This is a genomic window from Hymenobacter sp. 5317J-9 (genome assembly GCF_022921075.1).
In the GTDB taxonomy this organism is placed as follows: Bacteria; Bacteroidota; Bacteroidia; order Cytophagales; family Hymenobacteraceae; genus Hymenobacter.
The window spans coordinates 1,479,536-1,500,304 of record NZ_CP095050.1; the positions used below are offsets into that span (position 1 = coordinate 1,479,536).

16 protein-coding genes are annotated in these 20,769 nt (G+C 61.7%); 11 read left to right on the forward strand and 5 right to left on the reverse strand.

What is annotated here, in order from left to right; translation table 11 throughout:
• Positions 1 to 173: 173 nt before the first annotated feature.
• The 8 genes from MUN81_RS06135 to MUN81_RS22675 all read left to right on the forward strand — a co-directional run bounded on the left by MUN81_RS06135 (position 174) and on the right by MUN81_RS22675 (position 12,392).
• Positions 174 to 2,390, forward strand: coding sequence for a thioredoxin family protein (locus MUN81_RS06135; RefSeq protein WP_245115944.1), 2,217 nt, complete (start codon positions 174 to 176; stop codon positions 2,388 to 2,390).
• 403 nt (positions 2,391 to 2,793) lie between these two features.
• A complete protein-coding gene (locus tag MUN81_RS06140; protein ID WP_046244611.1) occupies positions 2,794 to 3,258 on the forward strand; it encodes an Lrp/AsnC ligand binding domain-containing protein in 465 nt (154 codons plus the stop codon).
• A gap of 149 nt (positions 3,259 to 3,407) precedes the next feature.
• Positions 3,408 to 4,421 carry a glycosyltransferase family 9 protein gene (locus MUN81_RS06145; RefSeq protein ID WP_245115946.1) on the forward strand — a complete coding sequence of 338 codons (1,014 nt, stop codon included), beginning with the start codon at positions 3,408 to 3,410 and terminating at the stop codon, positions 4,419 to 4,421.
• Positions 4,422 to 4,544: 123 nt separating this feature from the next.
• Positions 4,545 to 5,783 (forward strand): pitrilysin family protein, encoded by a 1,239-nt coding sequence (locus MUN81_RS06150; RefSeq protein WP_245115948.1) that lies wholly within the window; start codon positions 4,545 to 4,547, stop codon positions 5,781 to 5,783.
• Positions 5,780 to 6,235: a YDG/SRA domain-containing protein gene (locus MUN81_RS06155; RefSeq protein ID WP_245115950.1), complete on the forward strand. Its 456-nt coding sequence runs from the start codon at positions 5,780 to 5,782 to the stop codon at positions 6,233 to 6,235. The genes MUN81_RS06150 and MUN81_RS06155 overlap by 4 nt, the downstream gene beginning before the upstream one ends.
• A 118-nt stretch (positions 6,236 to 6,353) precedes the next feature.
• Positions 6,354 to 6,998, forward strand: a complete 645-nt coding sequence (locus MUN81_RS06160; protein ID WP_245115952.1) for an O-methyltransferase — start codon at positions 6,354 to 6,356, stop codon at positions 6,996 to 6,998.
• Positions 6,999 to 7,087: 89 nt separating this feature from the next.
• Complete coding sequence (locus MUN81_RS06165; protein WP_245115954.1) at positions 7,088 to 10,192, forward strand: outer membrane beta-barrel protein; 3,105 nt, start codon at positions 7,088 to 7,090, stop codon at positions 10,190 to 10,192.
• Complete coding sequence (locus tag MUN81_RS22675; protein ID WP_280638267.1) at positions 10,083 to 12,392, forward strand: LysM peptidoglycan-binding domain-containing protein; 2,310 nt, start codon at positions 10,083 to 10,085, stop codon at positions 12,390 to 12,392. The genes MUN81_RS06165 and MUN81_RS22675 overlap by 110 nt, the downstream gene beginning before the upstream one ends.
• A gap of 28 nt (positions 12,393 to 12,420) precedes the next feature.
• Here the strand turns inward: MUN81_RS22675 and MUN81_RS06180 are convergent, their stop codons facing one another.
• Together MUN81_RS06180 and MUN81_RS06185 are read right to left on the reverse strand one after the other, a co-directional pair.
• Positions 12,421 to 13,119 carry a nucleotidyl transferase AbiEii/AbiGii toxin family protein gene (locus MUN81_RS06180; RefSeq protein ID WP_245115956.1) on the reverse strand — a complete coding sequence of 233 codons (699 nt, stop codon included), beginning with the start codon at positions 13,117 to 13,119 and terminating at the stop codon, positions 12,421 to 12,423.
• Positions 13,103 to 13,555 (reverse strand): hypothetical protein, encoded by a 453-nt coding sequence (locus MUN81_RS06185; RefSeq protein WP_245115958.1) that lies wholly within the window; start codon positions 13,553 to 13,555, stop codon positions 13,103 to 13,105. The genes MUN81_RS06180 and MUN81_RS06185 overlap by 17 nt, the downstream gene beginning before the upstream one ends.
• A 260-nt stretch (positions 13,556 to 13,815) precedes the next feature.
• Here MUN81_RS06185 and dnaE point away from each other — a divergent pair, with 260 nt between their 5' ends.
• The gene (gene dnaE, locus MUN81_RS06190) at positions 13,816 to 17,529 is read left to right on the forward strand and encodes a DNA polymerase III subunit alpha (protein ID WP_245115960.1); all 3,714 of its coding nucleotides are present in this window, start codon (positions 13,816 to 13,818) and stop codon (positions 17,527 to 17,529) included.
• 68 nt (positions 17,530 to 17,597) lie between these two features.
• On the opposite strand, the gene MUN81_RS06195 is transcribed toward dnaE, so the two are convergent.
• Complete coding sequence (locus tag MUN81_RS06195) at positions 17,598 to 18,011, reverse strand: T9SS type A sorting domain-containing protein (protein ID WP_245115962.1); 414 nt, start codon at positions 18,009 to 18,011, stop codon at positions 17,598 to 17,600.
• Positions 18,012 to 18,664: 653 nt separating this feature from the next.
• Here MUN81_RS06195 and trxA point away from each other — a divergent pair.
• Entirely contained in the window at positions 18,665 to 18,994 is a 330-nt protein-coding gene (trxA, locus tag MUN81_RS06200; RefSeq protein ID WP_046244603.1) for a thioredoxin, read from the forward strand.
• Between the two features lie 80 nt (positions 18,995 to 19,074).
• Here trxA and MUN81_RS06205 read toward each other — a convergent pair whose 3' ends face one another.
• Together MUN81_RS06205 and MUN81_RS06210 are read right to left on the reverse strand one after the other, a co-directional pair.
• Positions 19,075 to 19,461: a hypothetical protein gene (locus MUN81_RS06205; RefSeq protein WP_245115964.1), complete on the reverse strand. Its 387-nt coding sequence runs from the start codon at positions 19,459 to 19,461 to the stop codon at positions 19,075 to 19,077.
• 214 nt (positions 19,462 to 19,675) lie between these two features.
• Positions 19,676 to 19,999, reverse strand: a complete 324-nt coding sequence (locus MUN81_RS06210) for a hypothetical protein (RefSeq protein WP_245115966.1) — start codon at positions 19,997 to 19,999, stop codon at positions 19,676 to 19,678.
• 192 nt (positions 20,000 to 20,191) lie between these two features.
• On the opposite strand from MUN81_RS06210, the gene MUN81_RS06215 reads away from it, so the two are divergent.
• Positions 20,192 to 20,644 (forward strand): hypothetical protein, encoded by a 453-nt coding sequence (locus tag MUN81_RS06215; RefSeq protein ID WP_245115968.1) that lies wholly within the window; start codon positions 20,192 to 20,194, stop codon positions 20,642 to 20,644.
• Positions 20,645 to 20,769: the final 125 nt, after the last annotated feature.

Here is a 20,769-nt window from a genome sequence, read left to right on the forward strand (position 1 = left end):
GCGGCAGTTTGTGGTAAGGACGCCCTTATTTTGTGGGAGCAAGCGCGTGTAAGCAACCGCAACTTTTTACGACTAATTACGGACACCAACCGCCAGCCGCGTGCAACGGCCCGGCCAGTTGCCCTGTTGTTGGCGCAACCGCGACCAACCCCACCGCGCGAATATTTTAAATAATGAAGAATCTCTGGATAGTAAAATGCGTGGCCCTGTGGCTGGCTCTGGCCAGCACGGCCGCCGCCCAAGTGCTCACGCCCACCCATTTGAGCACGGCGCTGAGCAAGCCCGCCGCCAAGGTGGGGGAGGAAGTCGAATTGGTCATCAACGCCCGCATCGACGACAAGTGGCACCTCTACGCCTCCGATTTTAGCGACGAGGTAGGACCCGTGGTGTTCACGGTGACCTTCAAGCCCAGCTCGGCCTACGCGCTGGTGGGCAAGCTGCAATCGGTGAAGTCGCACCACGAGCAGGACGAGATTTTTAAAGGGGAAGTGGCATTCTGGGAGAAAACCGGTCAGCTGCGCCAGCGCATCAAGGTGTTGCAGCCCGGCCCGCTCACCATCTCGGCCACCGCCGACTACCAAAGCTGTACCACCGTCGACGGCCGCTGCGTGCCCGGCAACGACCCGCTCACCTTCGGCCCGCTCACGGTGACCGGTCCCGCCGCCCCAGCCAAGGCCACCGGTGCCGTGACGCCCCCGGCTGGCCCGGCCCAACCCGCAACCGCCGCGGCCCCCACTGCTTCGGATGATTCTTCGGCGGCCGTAGCCGCTACTCCAGCCGTGGCACCGCCCGCCGATGCCGCACCTGCCGCGGACACGAAGCCCACCGCCAGCGCTGAAGCCACTACCGCCGCCGCTCCGGTGGCTACGGCCACGGCGGCAGCGGGCACCAACGCCAGCACCGGCGTGGGTCTGAGCTTGTGGCAATACCTGCTGCTGGCTTTTGGCGGCGGCCTACTGGCCGTGATAATGCCCTGCGTGTACCCCATGCTACCCATGACGGTGTCGTACTTCACCAGCATGGGCGGCACCCGGCGGCGTAGCGTGCTCATGGCCTGCGGCTACGGCCTGTCCATCATGGCCATCTACACGGGGGCGGGCGTGCTGCTCAGCCTGTTGTTCGGGGCCGATGCGGCCAACTTCATCAGTTCGCACTGGCTGCCCAACGTGGTGTCGTTTCTGATTTTCATTGTGTTTGGCCTGTCGTTTCTGGGCTTGTTTGAAATCAACGCCCCTTCGGCACTGGTGAACAAGGCCGACGCCCAGGCCGACAAAGGCGGCTGGACGGGCCTGTTCTTCATGGCGGCCACGCTGGTGCTGGTGTCGTTCTCGTGCACCGTACCCATTGTTGGCTCGGTGGCCATTGCGGCGGCCAATGGCGAATTGCTGCGGCCCACGCTGGGCATGCTGGCGTTTTCGCTCGCCTTCGCCCTGCCGTTCATCCTGTTTGCCCTGTTTCCTACTTGGCTGAAGTCGCTGCCCCGCTCCGGTGGCTGGCTCAATGTGCTAAAAGTCGTGCTGGGCTTCGTGGAGCTGGGCATGGCTTTTAAGTTTTTGAGCTCGGCCGACTTGTCCTACCATTGGGGCCTGGTACCGCGACCGGTGTTCCTCACCATCTGGATAGTGCTGGCCGCCGTGCTGGGCTTCTACTTGCTGGGCAAAATCCGGCTGCCGCACGACAGCGAAACCCCGCACGTGAGCGTGCTGCGTTTGGTGCTGTCCATGGTGGCGTTCATGTTTGCGGTGTACCTGGTGCCGGGCCTGTTTGGCGCACCGCTGCCCACGCTGTCGGCGTTGGTGCCACCGCCCACCCGCCACGATTTTAGCTTGGCCGCTCCAAGTGGCGCTGCCGCTCCGGCTGTGGCTACGGCCGGCAGCGCGGCCACCTGCACCACCGCCCGCTACGCCGACATCCTAGAACTACCGTTGGGCCTGAATGGCTTTTTCACCCTGCAAGAGGCCATAAAGTGTGCTAAGGAACAGGGCAAACCCATTTTTGTGGACTTCACGGGGCACAATTGCGGCAACTGCCGCCGCATGGAAGCCGATGTGTGGTCGCACGAGGAAGTGCTACGCCAGCTCAGCAACGACTACGTGGTGGTAGCCCTCTACGCCGACGACAAAACCACGCTGCCCAATACCGAATGGTACACTTCGCCGCGCGACGGCCGGGTGAAAGCCACCATGGGCGAGCAAAACCTGGATTTTCAAATCAGCAAGTTCAACGCTAACGCTCAGCCCTATTACGTGCTGCTCGACCCCAACGACACCACCAACAAGCCCCTGCTGGCCCCCATTGCGTACGAGCCCAGCGTGAGCAAATTCAGCGAGTACCTGCAGGCGGGCGTGAAGCAATACCGGGCGCAACAGCGCCCGGTGGCTGCTCGCTAGCCAAGCAGCTGATTAGTTGGGCTGTAGTAGCAGGCGGCCACTGCAATCGTTTTAAAGCACGAAGAGGCGACCCCCACCCAGAGGTCGCCTCTTACTTGTGTGAGACATGCACCCACCCAGATGCAGTGCCTCGTTTTCCCCTCTTCTCCTCCGTATTCAACCACGGCCGTAGAGATTGGAAAGTCCAATCATTATGAGATTAGCGACAAACCGCAAAAAAACTGCGTTTATTTGTTCACTTTTCACTGCTACGCTGTTGCCGTGGCCTTCTGCCTTGGATTGTAACAAATGTAAGAGGACAAGTTAGATGGTGCAAATAATTTCATCGTTTAACTAAAAATTTACAATAACTTCAATTTTCAGGCCTTAATTTCGCTTTCCGTTTAATCTTCCTCTGCAAAACATGGCTAGAAATTACGAACTTGATGATACCGACCGCAACATCCTGAATCTGCTCATTCAGGATGCCAAGATGCCGTACACAGAAATTGCCCGCAAGGTCAACGTTTCGGGCGGCACCGTGCACGTGCGCATGGCTCGCCTCGAAGAAATCGGCATTGTGCAGGGCGCCACGCTCCGCATTGACTACCAGAAGCTGGGCTACGGCGTGAGTGCCTTCCTGGGCATCTACCTATTGAAAAGTTCGGTGTACACCAGCGTGGTGAACCAGCTGCGCGACATCCCGGAAGTGGTGAGCATTCATTTCACCACCGGTGCCTACGGCGTGTTTGCCCGCCTGGTGTGCCGCGACACCCAGCACCTGCGCGACGTGCTGCACGACCGCATTCAGCCTATTGATGGCATTGAGCGCACCGAAACCCTCATTTCGCTCGAAGAAGTGGTGAACCGGCCCACGCAGCTCACGTAGGCCTCCTCATTCAGATAAAAGCAGCGGCCAGTCGGGCGGTTCGGTATCTTTCCGACCCGCCCGACTGGCCGTTTTATATGTTGATGGCTGCTTAGCGCTTGGGTCTCCGGCACAACGCGGGTGAGCGGCCGTAATTTTGCGTTTCGCCCATGCCCGAATCCTCGCCCGCTACCCTCCTTATCCAAACTGCTTTCATCGGCGACGTCATTCTGATGACGGCGCTGCTGGAATATCTGCACCACGCCGAGCCCGCCACGCCCGTGGATGTGCTGGTGCGCCGCGGCAACGAGGGCCTGCTGGCGGGCCACCCCCACGTGCGGCGCGTGCTGATTTGGGACAAGAAGCACCGCAAGTACGCGGCCCTGTGGGAGCTGCTGGGCCAGATTCGAGCCGCTCGCTACCGCCGCGTGGTCACGTTGCAGCGCTTTGCCAGCACGGGGTTCCTCACGGCTTTTTCGCGGGCGCCGGAGCGGGTGGGCTTCGCTAAAAACCCGCTGAGTCGGTTTTTCACCCGGCGTGTGCCGCACGCCATCGGCGACGGCACCCACGAGGTGACCCGCAATCTGCGCTTGCTCACCGATGCCGTGCCCACGCCGCTATTGCCCCCGCGGCTATATCCTTCGGCAGCCGATGAAGCGGCTGTGGCCCCCTACGCCGCAGTGGGGCCCTACATCTGCATTGCGCCCACTTCGGTGTGGTTCACCAAGCAGTATCCCGAAAACAAATGGCTGGAACTGCTGGCTGGGCTGCCCGCGGGCCTGCGCGTGTACGTGCTGGGCGGCCCGCCCGACGTGGCGGCCTGCGAGCGCCTGGCGGCCGCCAGCGGACGCAAAAATCTGGTGAACCTAACCGGGAAAATAGGCCTGCTGGCCTCGGCGGCGCTGATGCGCGGGGCGGTGATGAACTACGTGAACGACTCGGCGCCCATGCACCTGTGCTCGGCGGTGGGGGCACCCGTGACGGCGGTGTTTTGCTCCACGGTGCCGGAGTTTGGGTTTGGGCCGCTGTCGCCGGTGTCGTATGTGGTGCAAACCAACGAGCCGCTGGATTGCAAGCCCTGTGGCCTGCACGGCCACGGCGCCTGCCCGCTGGGGCATTTTCGTTGCGCGCACACTGTTGAGGTGGGGCAACTACTGGCCACATTGCCGGTTATGTCATCTTAAAATCGTTTGTCATCCTGAGTGCAACGAAGGACCTTCTCACGGCTGAGCAGAATTGTTCTGGCGTGAGAAGGTCCTTCGTTGCACTCAGGATGACAAACGGTGTGCCCTACCTTTGTATTCCTTATGCTTGATTATCACATTCACGAATATCCTAACGGCATCCGCCTCTTACACAAGCAGGTACCGCATACCAAAATAGCGCACTGCGGCTTTTTGCTCGACATTGGCTCGCGCGATGAGGCGCCGCACCAGCAGGGGCTGGCCCACTTCTGGGAGCACATGGCGTTCAAGGGCACCGAGAAGCGCAAGTCCTTTCACATCCTCAACCGCCTCGAAACCGTGGGCGGCGAGCTGAACGCCTACACCACCAAAGAGAAAATCTGCTTTTACGCCGCGCTGCTCAGCACGCACTTCGAGCGCGCGTTTGAGCTGCTCACCGATTTGACGTTTAATTCCGTGTTTCCGGGCCGCGAGGTGGAAAAGGAGCGGGGCGTGATTCTGGAGGAAATGAGCATGTACCAGGACGCGCCGGAAGACGCCATTGTCGACGATTTCGACACGGTTATCTTCGGCGACCATCCGCTGGGTGTCAACATTCTGGGTACGCGCGAAAGCGTGAGCCGCTTCCAGACGGCCGATTTTCACGCCTTTCTCAATGAGCAAATGCGCACCGACCGGCTGGTGTTTAGCTCGGTGAGCAACCTGTCGTTTGAGGCCGTAAAGCGGCTGGCTGATAAGTTTCTGGCCCCGCTGCCGGCCCGGCTGGGGCCGCGGGTGCGCCGCCCGGTGGGCACCTACGAGCGCAAAAGCCAGGTGGAGCCGCGGCCCATCTCGCAGGCCCACTGCCTGGTGGGCGGGCCGGCGTATTCGCTCAACGACCCGCGCCGCATCCCGTTCTTCATGCTGAACAACATCCTGGGCGGGCCCGGCATGAACTCGCGCCTCAACTTGGCGGTGCGCGAGAAGTACGGCTTGGTGTACACCATCGACAGCACTTACTCGCCCTACACCGACACGGGCCTGTTCGGCATCTACTTCGGTACCGAGGGCAAGCAGCTGGTACGTACGTTGGGCCTGGTGCAGAAGGAGCTGAAGCTGCTGCGCGAGAAGCCACTCACCACCAATCAGCTGCACATTGCTAAGCACCAGCTCATGGGCCAGCTGGCCATGAGCGAGGAAAGCAACAGCGGCCTGATGCAGCTGCTCGGCAAAAGCACTCTCGACCTGGGCCGCGTGGAGCCGCTGAGCGAAATCTTCGAGAAAATCGAGCGCGTTTCGGCTGCCGAGCTGCGCGACATGGCCAACGAAGTGCTGACCGAGGAGCACCTGAGCGTGCTGCAGTACGTGCCCGAAGGGAAATGAGCCAGCCGGTGTACGGGCACGTGGGCAGCTACCGGCCCGGCGATACCTTTCGCAACCGTATTGACCTGTCGCTGAGCCGGGTGCACCGGCCGCGCCGAACCGGCGTGTGCGGCACCCAGCAGCTGGGCGCCGAAAGCATCGTGCTGGCCGGCCAGTACGAGGAAGACGACTTCGGCGAGGACGAAATTCTGTACTCCGGCAACGGCGGGCGCGACCCCAAAACCGGCCGCCAAATCATGGACCAGGTGCCCACCACCGGCATTCTGGCCTTGCTGAGGAGCATCGAAACCGGCCTGCCGGTGCGAGTGCTGCGCAAAGTACCCGCCGAAGATGACGCGCTCGAAGTGTATCGATACGAAGGCCTGTACCAAGTGGTGGGCTCCACGTATGGGCCGGGCAAGTCCGGCTTTCGGGTGTATGTTTTTCGGCTGCGGCCCTTGATAGGGGGGTAGAGACGCAATATGTTGCGTCTCGTCGTTGAACGCCCCAGGCCGCGCCGTTCGAATTGTGTAAGCGTCATCGTGCAACGACGAGACGCAAAATATTGCGTTTCTACCTCGTTCAACGTCCATGACTGACGCCTCCACCGACATTTACGCCGCGCTCCACACGGCCCCCGAGCCGCCGCTGCTGGCCCAGCTCACCCGCGAAACCCACCTGCAAACCATGCTGCCGCGCATGAGCAGCGGGCACCTGCAGGGCCGGTTTCTGAGCATGCTCAGCCACCTGGCCCGGCCGCAGCGCATTCTTGAAATCGGCACGTTTTGCGGGTACGCCACACTGTGCCTGGCCGAAGGGCTGGCCGCTAACGGGCTGCTGCACACCATTGAAGTCGACCCCGAGCGGGAGGCGCGCATTCGGCGCTACGTGGCGGCGGCAGGCCTCACGGAGCGGGTGCGGTTGCACATGGGGGCGGCGCTCGATGTTTTGCCCGGCTTGGTCGATGAAGTGTGGGATTTGGTCTTTATTGACGCCGACAAGCGCAACAACGACGCGTATTTTGAAGCCGTCATTGACCACGTGCGGCCCGGCGGCTTGCTCATCGTCGACAACGTGCTGTGGAGCGGCAAGGTGCTGCCCGCACACGAGGTGCGAACGGGCGACAAAGACACGCCACTGGTGCGGGCGTTCAACGACAAGATGGCCCGGGATGCGCGGGTGGAGCCGGTGTTTCTGCCCCTGCGCGACGGGCTGCTGCTGCTGCGCAAAAGGTAGCAGTTGACACAATCGATTGTTTGTCTGTTTCTAACCTTAGCCGCAAGAACTGCGTCTGACCAGTTTCCAGCGCTTTATCCTCGTTTTACATGCGGCACTTTACCCTGTTTATTTCCCTGCTTCTTGGCTTGGGCGCGGCCCGCGCGCAGGCGCCCACCACGGTGAGCGGCCGCGTGACCGATGGCAAGGACCAGTCGCCGCTCATCGGGGCCAACGTGCTGCTGATTCGGCTGCCTGACTCGGTGAAAACCGGCACCGCGGCCGATGCCGAGGGGAAATTTCAGTTCGATAACGTGGTGCCCGGTCGCTACATTCTCGACGCCTCGTTTGTGGGCTTTGCCAAGCTGAGTCAGCCCGTGACCGTGGCCAGCCAGCCCGTGGCGCTGGGCACGCTGGCCCTGCAAACCGGCGGCGTGCAGCTCAAGGGCGTGGTGGTGACCGGCGCCGCCGCCCAAAGCGTGCAGAAGGGCGACACGACCCAGTATAACGCCCGCGCTTTCAAAACCAACCCCGACGCCACCACCGGCGACCTGCTGGAGAAGATGCCCGGCGTGGCCCGCGGGGCCGACGGCAAGATTCAGGCACAGGGCGAAAACGTGCAGCAGGTGCTGGTGGACGGCAAGCCCTTCTTCGGCAACGACCCCGACGCCGTGCTGAAAAACCTGCCCGCCGAAATGGTGGACAAGGTGGAAGTGTTTGACCAGCGCAGCGAGCAGAGCCGCTTTTCGGGCTTCGATGACGGCAACACCACCAAGACCATCAACATCGTGACCAAGGTGGAATTCCGCAACGGCACGTTTGGGCGGGTGCTGGCCGGCGCGGGGCCCGACCACTATAAAGCCAGCGGCAACGTCAACAACTTCAAAGGCGACCGCCGCGTGGCCGTGCTGGCCCAGAGCAACAACGTGAACGAGCAGAACTTCGGCACCGAAGACCTGCTGGGAGTGGTGGGCAACTCCAACACCGGCGGCGGAGGCCGCGGCGGGCGCGGCGGCGGCGGCGGCAACGGCGGCAACGCCGGCGACTTCCTGGTGAACCAGAGCGGCGGCATCACGACCACCAACGCGGCGGGCCTGAACTACTCGGACGCGTGGAATAAGAAAACAGAGCTGTCGGCCAGCTATTTCTTCAACCGGGCCAACAACCGCAACCAGAGCCTGACCCAGCGCCAGTACGTGCTGCCGGAGCAGGCCAACACCACCTTCACGCAGAACGCCAACACCAACAGCGTGAACACCAACCAGCGCTTCAACATGCGCCTGGAGCACAAGATTGACTCGGCCAACTCTGTCCTTTTTCGGCCGCGCTTCAGCTACCAGATGAACGACGCTAATAGCGTGGTAGACGGCGTGACGCGCGTGGCCGGCGAGGAGCAGAGCCGCATCAACAGCCTCTACAATTCTAACAATAAGGGCCTGAACACGGGTGGCGACGTGCTCTTTCGGCACCGCTTTCCGAAGGCCGGGCGCACGGCCAGCCTCAGCATTGGGGGCAGCTACAACCAGCGCAACGGTGGCGCCACGCTGAAAACCGACGACACGGGCTCGGCCCTCAACAACCTCAACCAGACCAACACGCTGCAGCAGAACGGCGGCAACATCACCGCCAACCTGGCCCTGACCGAGGCCTTGAGCCGGCAAGACCAGCTGCAGGGCAACTATACCATCAACTACGCGCCCAACAACTCGAACAAGTACACCTACAACCTGGTGAACGGCGACACGCCCGAGCTGAACGAGTCGCTGAGCAACGTGTTTGACAACTATTACTTCACGCAGTCGGGCGGCCTGAGCTTCCGCCACAACACGCAGAAATTCCAGGGCAGCCTGGGCGTGGCGGGGCAGTATTCGGAACTGTACAGCGACGCGCAGTACCCGCGGCCCAGCATTGGGCGCTACTACTTCGTGAACGTGCTGCCCAATGCCAACCTCAACTACCGCTTCACGCGGCAGAAAAACCTGCGCTTCAACTACCGCACCAACACCAGTGCGCCCAGCGTGAGCCAGCTGCAGGCCGTGGTGAACAACTCCAACCCGCTGCAGCTCACCATCGGCAACCCCACGCTGCGCCAGGAATACCAGCACTCGGTCAACTTCCGCTATTCGGCCTCGAACCCCGAGGTGTCGAGTAACTTTTTTGCTCTGCTGAACGGCTCCTACACCCAGAACCCCATTGCCAACCGCACCACCGTGGCCGCGCGCGAAACCACCGTGACACCCGACGGCGCCGACGCCATCCGGCTGCCCGCCGGCGGCCAGCTCACCCAGCCCGTGAACCTGAGCCAGGAATACTCGGTGCGCTCGTTGGTGAGCTACGGCCGGCCCATCAAGCCCATCAAAACCAACGTGAACCTGAGCGCCAACGCCAACTTCACGCAACGGCCCGGCCTGGTGAACGGCGGCCTGAACTACGCCCGCTCGCCTTCGTTCGGCGCCGGCCTCACGCTGAGCTCCAACATCAGCCCCAACCTGGATTTCACGGCCTCGACCACGTCGAACAAAAACTATGTGCGCAACACGCTGCAGTCGCGCCTCAACACCAGCTACTTCACCCAGGTGACGCGGGTGCGCCTGGGTTGGATTGTGGGCCCCGGTATCAACTTCCAAACCGACCTCGTGCACCAGTACTACGCGGGCTTGTCGTCGGGCTACAACCAGCCCTACGCGCTGTGGAACGCCAGCCTGGGCAAGAAGCTCTTCCCCGGGCAGCGCGGCGAAATCAAAATCTACGCCTTCGACCTGCTGGGCCAGAACCGCGCCATCCAGCGCAACGTGAGCGAGGCGTATTACGAAGACGTGCAAACCACCATTCTGCAGCGCTATTTCATGCTGATGTTCACCTACAACATCCGCAGCGGCAACGTGGTAGCGCCCACCGAGCCGGCCGACGGTCCGCGTCAGGGCCGTGGCTTCGGCCGGCCCGATGGGGCGGCCAGCCGGGCGGGGGCGGCGGATTTCCGGGTGGCGGCCGGCCGTAGGTTGGCCAGCGGGCCCGGCTCTGGCGGCCGAATTGCCCAAAATTCAGGTTCTTTGCAGCTTCCGGGCGGGAAGGGGCCGCGGTGGCCGCTTCCCGCCTGCGTAGCTTATGCGAAATTCCGTTGCCTTGCTGCTCTTGCTGAGCGTGTTTTTATCGGGCCGGTTGGCGGCCCAGCCCACTACGCCGGCCGCCCGCCCCAGCGTGCCCGCTGCCTTTGATGTGGCCGGCTTGCACCTGGTATTGAATGAGGAAGCCAGGCGCCTGGTGCAGCAAAAGGCCGACGGCCTGAGCCGGCACCAGCCCTCGTTTCAGGCCCGCGTGAACCAGGCCGACGCCGCCTTTCCCATCATCGACCGGGTGCTGCGGGAGGAAGGCGTGCCGCTCGATTTCCGCTACCTGGTGCTGCAGGAAAGCGCCCTCATCGGCGATGCGCAAAGCGCGCACGAGGCCGTGGGTTACTGGCAGCTCAAGCGCGAAACCGCCACCGGGCTGGGCCTGGTGGTGAACGACGACGTGGACCAGCGCAAGCACTTGGTGGCCAGCACCCGCGCCGCCGCGCGCTACCTCAGCCAGAACAACAAGCCGCTGCACAACTGGCTCAACGCCCTGCTTAGCTACTACACCGGCCCGAGCGGCGTGCAGCCCTACACCCTGCCGTCGGATTTCGACGCCACCGAAATGGCCATTACCGAAGCCACTTCGCCCTACGTGCTGATGTTTCTGGCCCACAAGGTAGCGTTCGAGCCGTTCTGTGGTTTGAACCCCACGCCGGCCCTGCGCTTGCAGGAGTTCCCCGCCGTGGCCGGCCAAACGCTGGAAGCCCAGGCCTTGGCCCTGCACGCCGACCCCGCCGCCCTGGCCAGCCACAACCGCTGGCTGCTGGCCGCCGCCGTGCCCGCCGACCGTCCTTACTCACTGGTGGTGCCCGTGGGCGACGTGACCCAGGCCGCCGGCATCGTGGCCAACCAGCGCCTGCAAACCAACGGCGAGCTGCTGGCCATGCCCGCCGTGGGCAACAACACGGCCGAAGTGCGCCTCAATAAGCTGCGTGCCCTCATTGCCCTGCCCGGCGAAACCACCGCCGACCTGGCCCGCCGCGGCCACCGCCGCCAGGGCGAATTCCTGCGCGACAACGAGCTGAAAGCTTTCGACGTGGCCGTGGCTGGCCGCCCGTATTTCCTGCAGCGCAAGCGCGATGTGGGCCCCGTGGAATACCACGTGCTGCAGCCCGGCGAGCGCATTTTCGACGTGGCCCAGAAGTACGGCATGCGCCAGAAAGCCATTTTGAATAAAAACCGCATGGCCCGCAACGAGGAGCTGCGCCCCGGCCGCCTGCTGTGGCTGCAGCACACCCGCCCCCGCGAGACCGCCGTGGAGTACCGCAGCCTGACCGAAGCCGTGGCTCTGGAGCGGCCCAGCGCCGGTGCCGCCGCGGCCGACAACAACACCGACGTATTGCTGGACCAGGCCAACGCCCCCGTGGCCGAGCGCCGCGGCGTGGCCACCGAGAGCGGCCAGGTGAAAATCAAAACCAAAATCAAGACCGAAGACGGCAAAGTCAAAACCAAGCGCGTGGTGACCGAGGATGCCGACGGCTGGGGCGAAACCCTGTCGACGGCTGCCGCCACGGCCACGCCCGCTGCCCCTGCTCCTTCGCCGGAAGTGGCGGTGGTGGCAGCCCCCGCGCCGGTGCGGCCCGCTGCCCCGGCCCCGCAGTACGTGCCCCTGCCCAAGCCCGCCCCCGCGCCGGTTTCGGAGCCGCTGGCCGACGAGCCGCCGGTGCAGCCTGACCCGGCCCCAGTTGCGGCCGAGCCGGTGGCATCGCGCCCGGCCGTGGAGTACAAGCCGGCCCCCCGGCCCGCTGCAGTGCTGGCTCCCACTCCCGTAGCACCAGCCCCCAAAGCGGTGGCGCCTGCTCCCAGGCCCGTGGTGCCCGTGGTGCCGGCAGAAGCCCCCGCTGCCCAGCCGGCCACACACCGGGTCGAAGCGCACGAATCAGTATACTCGGTGGCCCGGCGCTACAACATTCCGCCCGCCACCCTCATGGCCCTCAACAACCTCACGCCCGCCTCCGGGCTGGTCATTGGGCAGGTGCTGGTGCTGAAGGCGGAAGCTGCCCAAGCTGCCGCCGTTGCGCCAGCCGCTACGGCGCCCGCGCCACGGCCGGCTCCTGTGGCCCGTCCGGCGGCTGCGGGTGCCAATCCGGCGCTGTATGTGCCCAAAGCGGCAGCCACGGCACCCCCAGCCACTGCCTCCGCCACCCAGCACACCGTGGCCAAAGGCGAAACATTGTACAGCATTGCCCGCCTCTACAAAGTCACGGTGGCCGACCTGCAAACGTGGAACGGCAAAGCCGATACTGACACATCAGCCAAAATAGGAGAGGTGTTGCGAATAGCGCCTGAGGTTGCTAGGTAGTCAATTGTGCCCACCGTACAGGCCCCCATCAGGCATTGAGCTGTTCGCTTCCTAAAGCTACCAGTTGGTGCAGAGTGGTCAGCAGCGAATCAACCGTGGCATCTCGGCTCATCACCGCCTCGACCAATTCCTCCTTGTTGGCCTGCCTCAACACTTCGGCGCATTGGTCCGAAATATATGTTCGGACATCAGCCGCCGCCGAAGCTACCTCCTCGACAAGTGAAGCCCTTTCCTCGCATACATATACAATGTCCTCCCAATCGTGGCTTAGGCGCAGGTCCGTGGCTCGGCTCTGCCGGGCGCAGAACTTCGTGGCCAGCAAGTAGGCCGGATGCAGAATCTTGATGGTCGTACCGTCGGGCAAGAGGTAGGGTTGGGCCGTGGCCATGCCGGGCGGATACCACGGGTTGCTAAAGCCCAACACAGTTGCCTCCGTGGGCATCATGTCGACGGGCACGCCTTGGTATTCCCAACGAATTTGGACGCCGCTCTCCGTATCGTGGCGAAACCCACGAGCTCGTAGCCGCTCTTCCATGGCGGCAAATGCCCCGTAAGATGCCAACTCGATGATGCAATCGACATCATCGGTGGGCCTGGAGATGGGGGCGGCGGGCCGGCTAGCGTATAGCCCAATGGTGGCGCCGCCCACAAATACCACTTCGGGGAGCATATCGCCTAAGCCGTGGGCAACGGCTTGCAAAGCGGCGGTGTTATGTAGTTCTGCCATGTAGTAGGTATTTCTTTAGCCAGTCTTGGGCCAGCGCAATTTCCCGGGCGCGGCCCACGCGAAGGGCATCAACCAGCGCCAGCAAAGAATATAAAATGGCGTCTTGCCGAGCCGCTGCAGGCACCGAAGGATACAGCGGCGTGATGGTTTCGCCCCGGACCTCTCCGTCCGGACTGGGCCACACGTACACGTCCTGGCTGCGAATCAGTTGCTTAAGCGGTGGCGCCGAGTGCGCCGTGGGCATGCCCCGGTGTATCGGTCCGGGCTCCGCAGGAAACACGTAGCGTAAGCCGTAGCACAAGAACTCCAGCAGGGCCTGCGGATGCACCTGCGACTTGCCTTGGGCCACCAAACGCGCAACGCGGCTGCGGCGCAGAGACGCCGACACCTCCGACTGGCTCATGCCCAGCGAAGCTGCCAAAGAAACCTGATGCATGCCCAGCGAAGATTTGTCCGGGGTATGGTCTAGGCTGACGAGCTTCAATAGGACCACTACGTCCTGAGGACGCATGCCTTTATGTTCCGCCATGTTAACTAGTTTTATTGCGTATCGCGATTTGCGATACGCAATAATAAGGCCTTTTTCATTATAGCAAAAGTTTGAGCCTGCCTACGGATGGCGGTAACTTTACCAAAAGCCGTTTGCATAACCGGCCGGATTTAAATGATTCGAACGGTTGTTAACCAAAATAAAAAATGCCCACGTTCTCGCACCTCCACTCGCACACGCAATATTCCCTGCTCGACGGCCAGGCCAGCATTTCGGCCCTGATGAAGAAGGCGCAGAAGGACGAGATGCCCGCCGTGGCCCTCACCGACCACGGCAACATGTTCGGGGCCTTTAACTTTGTGGCCGAGGCCAACAAGTACAACGTGAAGCCTATTGTGGGCTGCGAGTTCTACATGGTGGAGGACCGGTTCAAAAAGACGTTCAGCCGCGAGAAAGGGGAGAAGGACAACCGCTACCATCAGTTGCTGCTGGCCAAGGACCAGGCCGGCTACCACAACCTGGCCAAGCTGTGCTCGCTGAGCTTCATCGAGGGGCAGTACTCCAAGTTTCCGCGCATCGACAAGGAACTGTTGGTGAAGTACCACGAGGGACTGATTGCGACTTCTTGCTGCATCGGCGCCGAGATTCCGCAAACCATCCTGTTCGGTACGGAGGCGGAAGCGGAGGAGAAGCTGAAGTGGTGGCTTGACTTGTTTGGTGGGGATTTCTACATCGAAATTCAGCGTCACGGGCTGATGAACTTCGATGGCACCGGCAAAAGCCAGGAAGACGTGAACCAGGTGCTGCTGGGCTTTGCCCGGAAGTACAACGTCAAGGTCATCTGCACCAACGACTCGCACTACGTCGACCAGACCGACTACGCCGCCCACGACCTGCTGCTGTGCGTGAACACCGGCGAAGAGCACAGCATCCCGGTCGGCGACATCCGCACCAACTACTACACCCTGATGACGGGCAAGGGCGAGGTGAAATACGACCTGCTCGACAACCTGCGCCGTGACCACGCCCGCGACGAAAAAGCCCAGCGCCAGCTGCGCCGCATCGACGAGGAGCTGCAGAAACCCAAGCCCCACACCCGCTTCGGCTTCGCCAACGACCAGTTCTACTTCAAGACCCAGGCCGAGATGGCGGCGCTCTTCCACGACGTGCCCGAAAGTCTGGACAACACCAACGAAATCGTCGATAAAATCACGCCGCCCAAGCTGGCGCGCGACATCCTGTTGCCGAACTTCCCGCTGCCCGCCGGCTTCGCCAACGCCGACGACTTCCTGCGCGAGCTGACCTACGTGGGCGCCTTCGGGCCCGGCGCCGGCAATGGCACCGTGACGATGACCAAACCCCCGCGCTACTCCGAGCGCACTCCTGAAGTGGAGGAGCGCCTGGAATACGAGCTGCGCATCATCAAAACGATGGGGTTTGCCGGTTACTTCCTCATCACGCAGGACTTCATCAACAAGGGCCGGAGCATGGGCGTGGCCGTGGGCCCGGGCCGCGGCTCGGCCGCCGGCTCGGCCGTGGCCTATTGCGTGGGCATCACCAACATCGACCCCATCAAGTACTCGCTGCTGTTCGAGCGTTTTCTGAACCCCGAGCGCGTGTCGATGCCCGATATCGACATCGACTTTGACGACGTGAATCGTCAGAAAGTCATCGACTACGTGGTGGACAAGTACGGCAAAACGCAGGTGGCCCAGATTATCACCTTCGGCACCATGGCCGCCAAGTCCAGCATCAAGGACGTGGCCCGGGCCATGGAGCTGCCCCTGCCGCAGACCAACGACCTCACCAAAATGGTGCCCGACAAGCCCGGCACCACCCTGGCCGGCGCCTTCGCCGAAAACCAGGAACTCGACATGATTCGGCGCGACGAATCGCCCGACAACCTCAAGGGCCAGATTCTGCGCCTGGCCGAGCGCCTGGAAGGCTCGGTGCGCAACACCGGCATCCACGCGGCCGGCGTCATCATCGCGCCCGACGACATCACGAAGTACATCCCGGTTTCGACCTCGAAGGACTCCGACCTGCTCGTGACGCAGTTCGACGGCAAGGTGATTGAGAGCGCCGGCATGCTGAAGATGGACTTTCTGGGGCTCAAGACCCTGACCATCATCGTGGATGCTCTGAACCTGATTGAGCGCAACCACGGCGTGAAAATCGACATCGACGAGATTCCGCTCGATGACGAGAAGACGTATGCCCTCTACCAGCGCGGCGATACCATCGGCACGTTCCAGTTTGAATCGGAGGGCATGCGCCAGTACCTCAAGGACTTGAAGCCAACCAACATCGAGGACTTGATTGCCATGAACGCCCTGTACCGGCCGGGTCCGATGCAGTTCATTCCGAACTTCATCAGCCGCAAGCACGGCCGCGAGGAAGTGGAGTACCCGCACGACCTGCTGAAGCCCATTCTGGAATACAGCCAGGGCATCATGGTGTACCAGGAGCAAATCATGCAGACGGCTCAGATTCTGGCCGGCTACTCGCTGGGCGGTGCCGACTTGCTGCGCCGCGCCATGGGCAAGAAGGACATGAAAAAGATGGCCCTGGAGCGCGAGAAATTCATTGAAGGCGCCAAGAACATCCACGGCATCCCGGCGAAGAAGGCCAACGAAGTCTTCGACGTGATGGAGAAGTTCGCCGAGTACGGCTTCAACCGCTCGCACTCGGCCGCCTACTCGGTGGTGGCGTACCAAACGGGTTACCTAAAGGCCAACTACCCGGCCGAGTACATGGCTGCCGTGCTCACCAACAACATGGGCGACATCAAAAAGGTGACCTTCTTCATCGAGGAAGCCCGCAAGCAGGGCGTGCCCGTGCTGGGGCCCGACGTGAACGAATCCCTCTTGAAATTCAACGTGAACCAGGAAGGCGCCATCCGCTTCGGCATGGGCGCCGTGAAGGGCGCGGGCGAACTCGCAGTGGAAAGCATGGTGCAGGAGCGCGAAAAAAACGGCCCGTACTCCGACATTTTCGACTTTGCCAAGCGCGTGAACCTGCGCACCGTGAACAAGAAAACCTTCGAAAGCCTGGCCCAGGCCGGGGCCTTCGATGGCTTTGATAAGCACCGCCGCCTCTACCTGGACGCTCCGGCAGGCGACCAGAACCTCATCGAGAAGGCCATGAAGCTGGGCCAGCAGCACGCCGCCGCCAAGGAGTCGGCGCAGCACAGCCTTTTCGGGGCCGGTGCTTTTGGCGCTGTGGCCGCGCCGCTGCCCAAGATGCACGAGATGGAGCCCTGGAGCAAAACCGAGCAGCTGCGCCGCGAAAAAGAGGTGGTGGGCTTCTACCTCTCAGGCCATCCGCTGGACAGCTACAAGCTGGAGCTGGACGCCTACTGCACCTGCGGCCTCGACAAGGTGGACGAAATCAAGAACAAGGAAATTGCGGTTGCGGGCCTGATTAATAACGTGTTGTTCAAGACCACGAAGACCGGCCAGCCGTTCTGCACCTTCACTCTGGAAGACTACGAGACGAGCATCAACCCGGCCTTGTTCCGCGACGACTACACCAAGTTTGCCCCGCTCATCAACCCCCGCAACTACCCCAACGAGCAGGTGCCGCCCATGTACGTGCGCCTCAAGCAGGAGCTGCGCCGCCACACCCAGGACCAGTGGGACCTGCGCATCCTGACCATGGAGCCGCTGGCCGACGTGGCCGAAAAACGCAGCAAGGGCGTGCGCGTGAAGCTGGACCTGCGCACCGTGACCGGCCCCATGCTCGACCGCCTGCAAGACGCCATCGACCACGCGCCGGGCTCCAAACGCCTGGAAATTCAGTTCGTGGAGCCGCACGAGCACTTGGCCGTGGACATGTTCTCGCGCAAGTTTCAGATTGAGCCCAAAACCTTCATTGAGAAGATGCACGAGATGGAAATGGAGGTTTGCACCCTGATTTAGCAAGCATCTCTAGAAAAGAAAAGGGCCGCTCTTACCGGGAGCATCCCTTTTCTTTTCTAGGGAATAATTCAGTCTTGTTTTTCAAGCCGGCCCTGGTAAGTGGCTTTAGGGGTGACGACGCGATAAAAGTACTGGCCTGCCGGCAGCGCAGAAAGGTCGGTTTGCAGCGGGGTCAACTCGCCGTGTTGGTAGACCTGGTATTTTTCGGTGCGCACCACTTTGCCCGCGGCCGTGAGAATGGTGATTTCGGCCGTGGCCGGCAGGGGGGCAGGCAGCGCAAAAGTGAGGACGTTTTGCGCCGGCTGCGGGTAGGTGAGCAGGGAAGCATTGCCGGAAGCCATGAGAAACGGCGTGGCCGAGCTGCTGGTGGGCACCGCGGAAATGATGAAGCCCACGCCTTTTACCAGCGTCAGGGGCTGCTGCGCAAATGCCTCGAAACTGGCGTAATCGTCGGTGCCGGCCGGCATGTACAATCTCAACACGCACCAATCGGGACCAAACAATGGTGAGCCGGTAAAAAATAATGTATCGGTTGGCGTTGCCCTATTGTACATCTTCGCGGCGTAGATACTGGAAACATCAAAGCTGAAGTGCGCTTGCAGCGCATTAACTGCTGCAGGCGTGAGGAAGGCGGTAAGCGGCCCTTCGTTGCCCAAGGGGTTACCCACGGCCGCCAGATTGATGACGGACCGGTCAAATGTCACCGAAAGCTGGTGATTGAGCCGCCGGGGGCGTCCCAATGAGTCGTATACCATGGTGGTGGGGGGGCGTTGGGCCCAGGCGGCAGAGCTGCCAAGTAGCAGCAGTAGCAACAAACGAAACCAAGCGTAGTGGTATGGCATAGGAAGGGGGGATGTAAGAAAATTGTGGAATTGCTACATAGCAAAAAACGAACCGTAATCTGCACAGGTGCATCAGTATAATGCTACCCCCTGGATAATGCTACCCCCTGGCCATTGGCTTGGTCAAACCCTCGCTTCGCCGAGGTATCGGGTCCATTCGCGCTCATGACTGAGGCGGGAAATCAACCGGGCTGAACTTTCCCCCGTTAGACATGTTAAGCATCCAATATCTGCTACCTTGCGGCCCCTTTGGCCGTACCGCCAGAGCATCATTAACCCCAACCCAAATTGAAATGGGACACAAAGCAATTGAAATAACCGACGCCAACTTCGACGAAATCATTGGCGGCGACAAGCCGGTTCTGGTAGACTTCTGGGCCGAGTGGTGCGGCCCCTGCCGCATGGTAGGCCCCGTGGTAGAGGAGCTGGCCGGCGAATACGAAGGCAAAGTGGTAGTTGGCAAAGTCGATGTCGACGCCAACCCCCAGACGTCGATGAAGTTTGGCATCCGCAGCATCCCCACGCTGCTGGTGTTCAAGAACGGTCAGATTGTCGACAAGCAAGTGGGCGCCGTGCCCAAGCACGTGCTTGCCCAGAAACTCGAAGCCCAGGTAACGGCCTAATTCCCGTTGCCCATTCATAGGAAAAGCCCCTTGCCGTGTTGGCAAGGGGCTTTTTTGTTGGGGTGTTTTGGCGAAAAGGGTTAGTCGTGGGTGTGGCTGCGGCGGGCGCGGGCGCTCAGCTTGGCGCGCATCTTCATCTGTTTCTGGTGCGAGTGCAGCTGGCGCTTGAGTTGGCGGGGCGAGGTCACGGTTTTGCTTTCCTCCATGCCCAGCACCACCAGCATCAGGTGTTCGAGCTTGTTGCCTAGGCGGTGCGACTTCACCGAAAGCTTTTTCATCTTGGAAACCTGCTTCGTCGCGGTGGCTTGCTCACGGGCGGCGGCTTTTTGGGCGCGCACAGCGGCTTTGCGCTGCACCTCGGTGGGACTGTCGGGCGTCGCCTTGGCGCGGGCCGTAGCGGCCTGCGCGGCACCGCAAGCGAAGAGGAAAAAACCGCTTAGAAGAAGGGAGAGTAGTTGTTTTTTCATCGGAGAGAAGATTGAGGTGAAACCGCGCCGTGCCGCGAGGAGCCTGCCAATAGGATGATGCGACGGCTGGAGTGAAGGCGAATGTAGCAATCGGTAAATATTTACGCAAAATATTTCAATGGCATAGGTATAAAAAATCCCTGCATCTGAAAAGATGCAGGGATTAACGGTTGATTTTGCAATGATTACAAAACCGGTGGCGTGGCGGAATTAACTACCGACGCACCTGAGCGTCGTGCCGCTGGCGATGAATGGCCCGGCTGGCTTTGTGCTCGTCGCGGCGGATGTCCTGGCGCTCGTCGCGCGTCACCACCCCGTCGGCCTTGGCCGCTTGCTTGTCTTGGCGAATGTCGGCTTCGCGGGCTTTGAGGCGGGCGGCCTCGGCGCGGGTGAGGTCGCCGCTGGCCACGCCGTTGCGAATGCGGGCGCGCTCGTTGCGCTGGCGGGCGGTGATGCCGGGTGTGGTTTGGGCCGAGGCGGCGTGGGAAGCGGCAAGCAGCCCGAGGGCGGCTGCGAGGGAAAACAAGGTCTTTTTCATGAATGCAGGGGGAATAAGTTGTGGAACAGTGCGGGTTGGAGGGCCAGGGCGCCCCGGGGTTTAATGACGCCGCCAACCGCTGGCCCAACCTGCTCCTTGGGGGCCTGAAAATGGCAACGCTTTCAGCCAACTATGGGACGCCGAGTCGCGTAGGAGGCTCAATCATTTCTCACCCTTTTTTTCTCTTTCAACATGAAACGCATCCTTGGTTTCCTCGTTTCCCTGAGCCTGTTGGGCGGCACGGCCGCCGTGGCCCAAACCACCATGCCGGCCCAGACTCCGCCGGCCACCATGTCGAGCAGCAGCTCGACGAAAATGACGACGACGAAGACGACGCAGCCCGCCACGAAAGTGACCACGAAATCGAGCACGATGCAGAACCCGGCGGGCATGTCGAAATCGAGCACCATGACAAAGAGCTCGGGCACGATGAGCAAGTCGAGCACCATGACCACGCCCTCGGGCATGACCAAAACCTCGTCCACGTCGAGCAGCACCCGCCTGAAGGCCGACGGCACCGCCGACATGCGCTACAAGGAAAACAAGATGACCAAAACCACCGGCCCCATGAAGGCCGACGGCACGCCCGATATGCGCTACAAAGCCAACAAAACGACCGTGAAAACGACCAAGGCCAAGATGTAGAATCGGCTTGGTTTTCAGAAAAGCCCTTGCCTGCGCAGGCAAGGGCTTTTTTTGTGCCTGCCGGGGCCACAAGCCAAGGCTCTATCCTGGCGGCCCTAACTTGCGGCTCCCATTCCAACCAACCC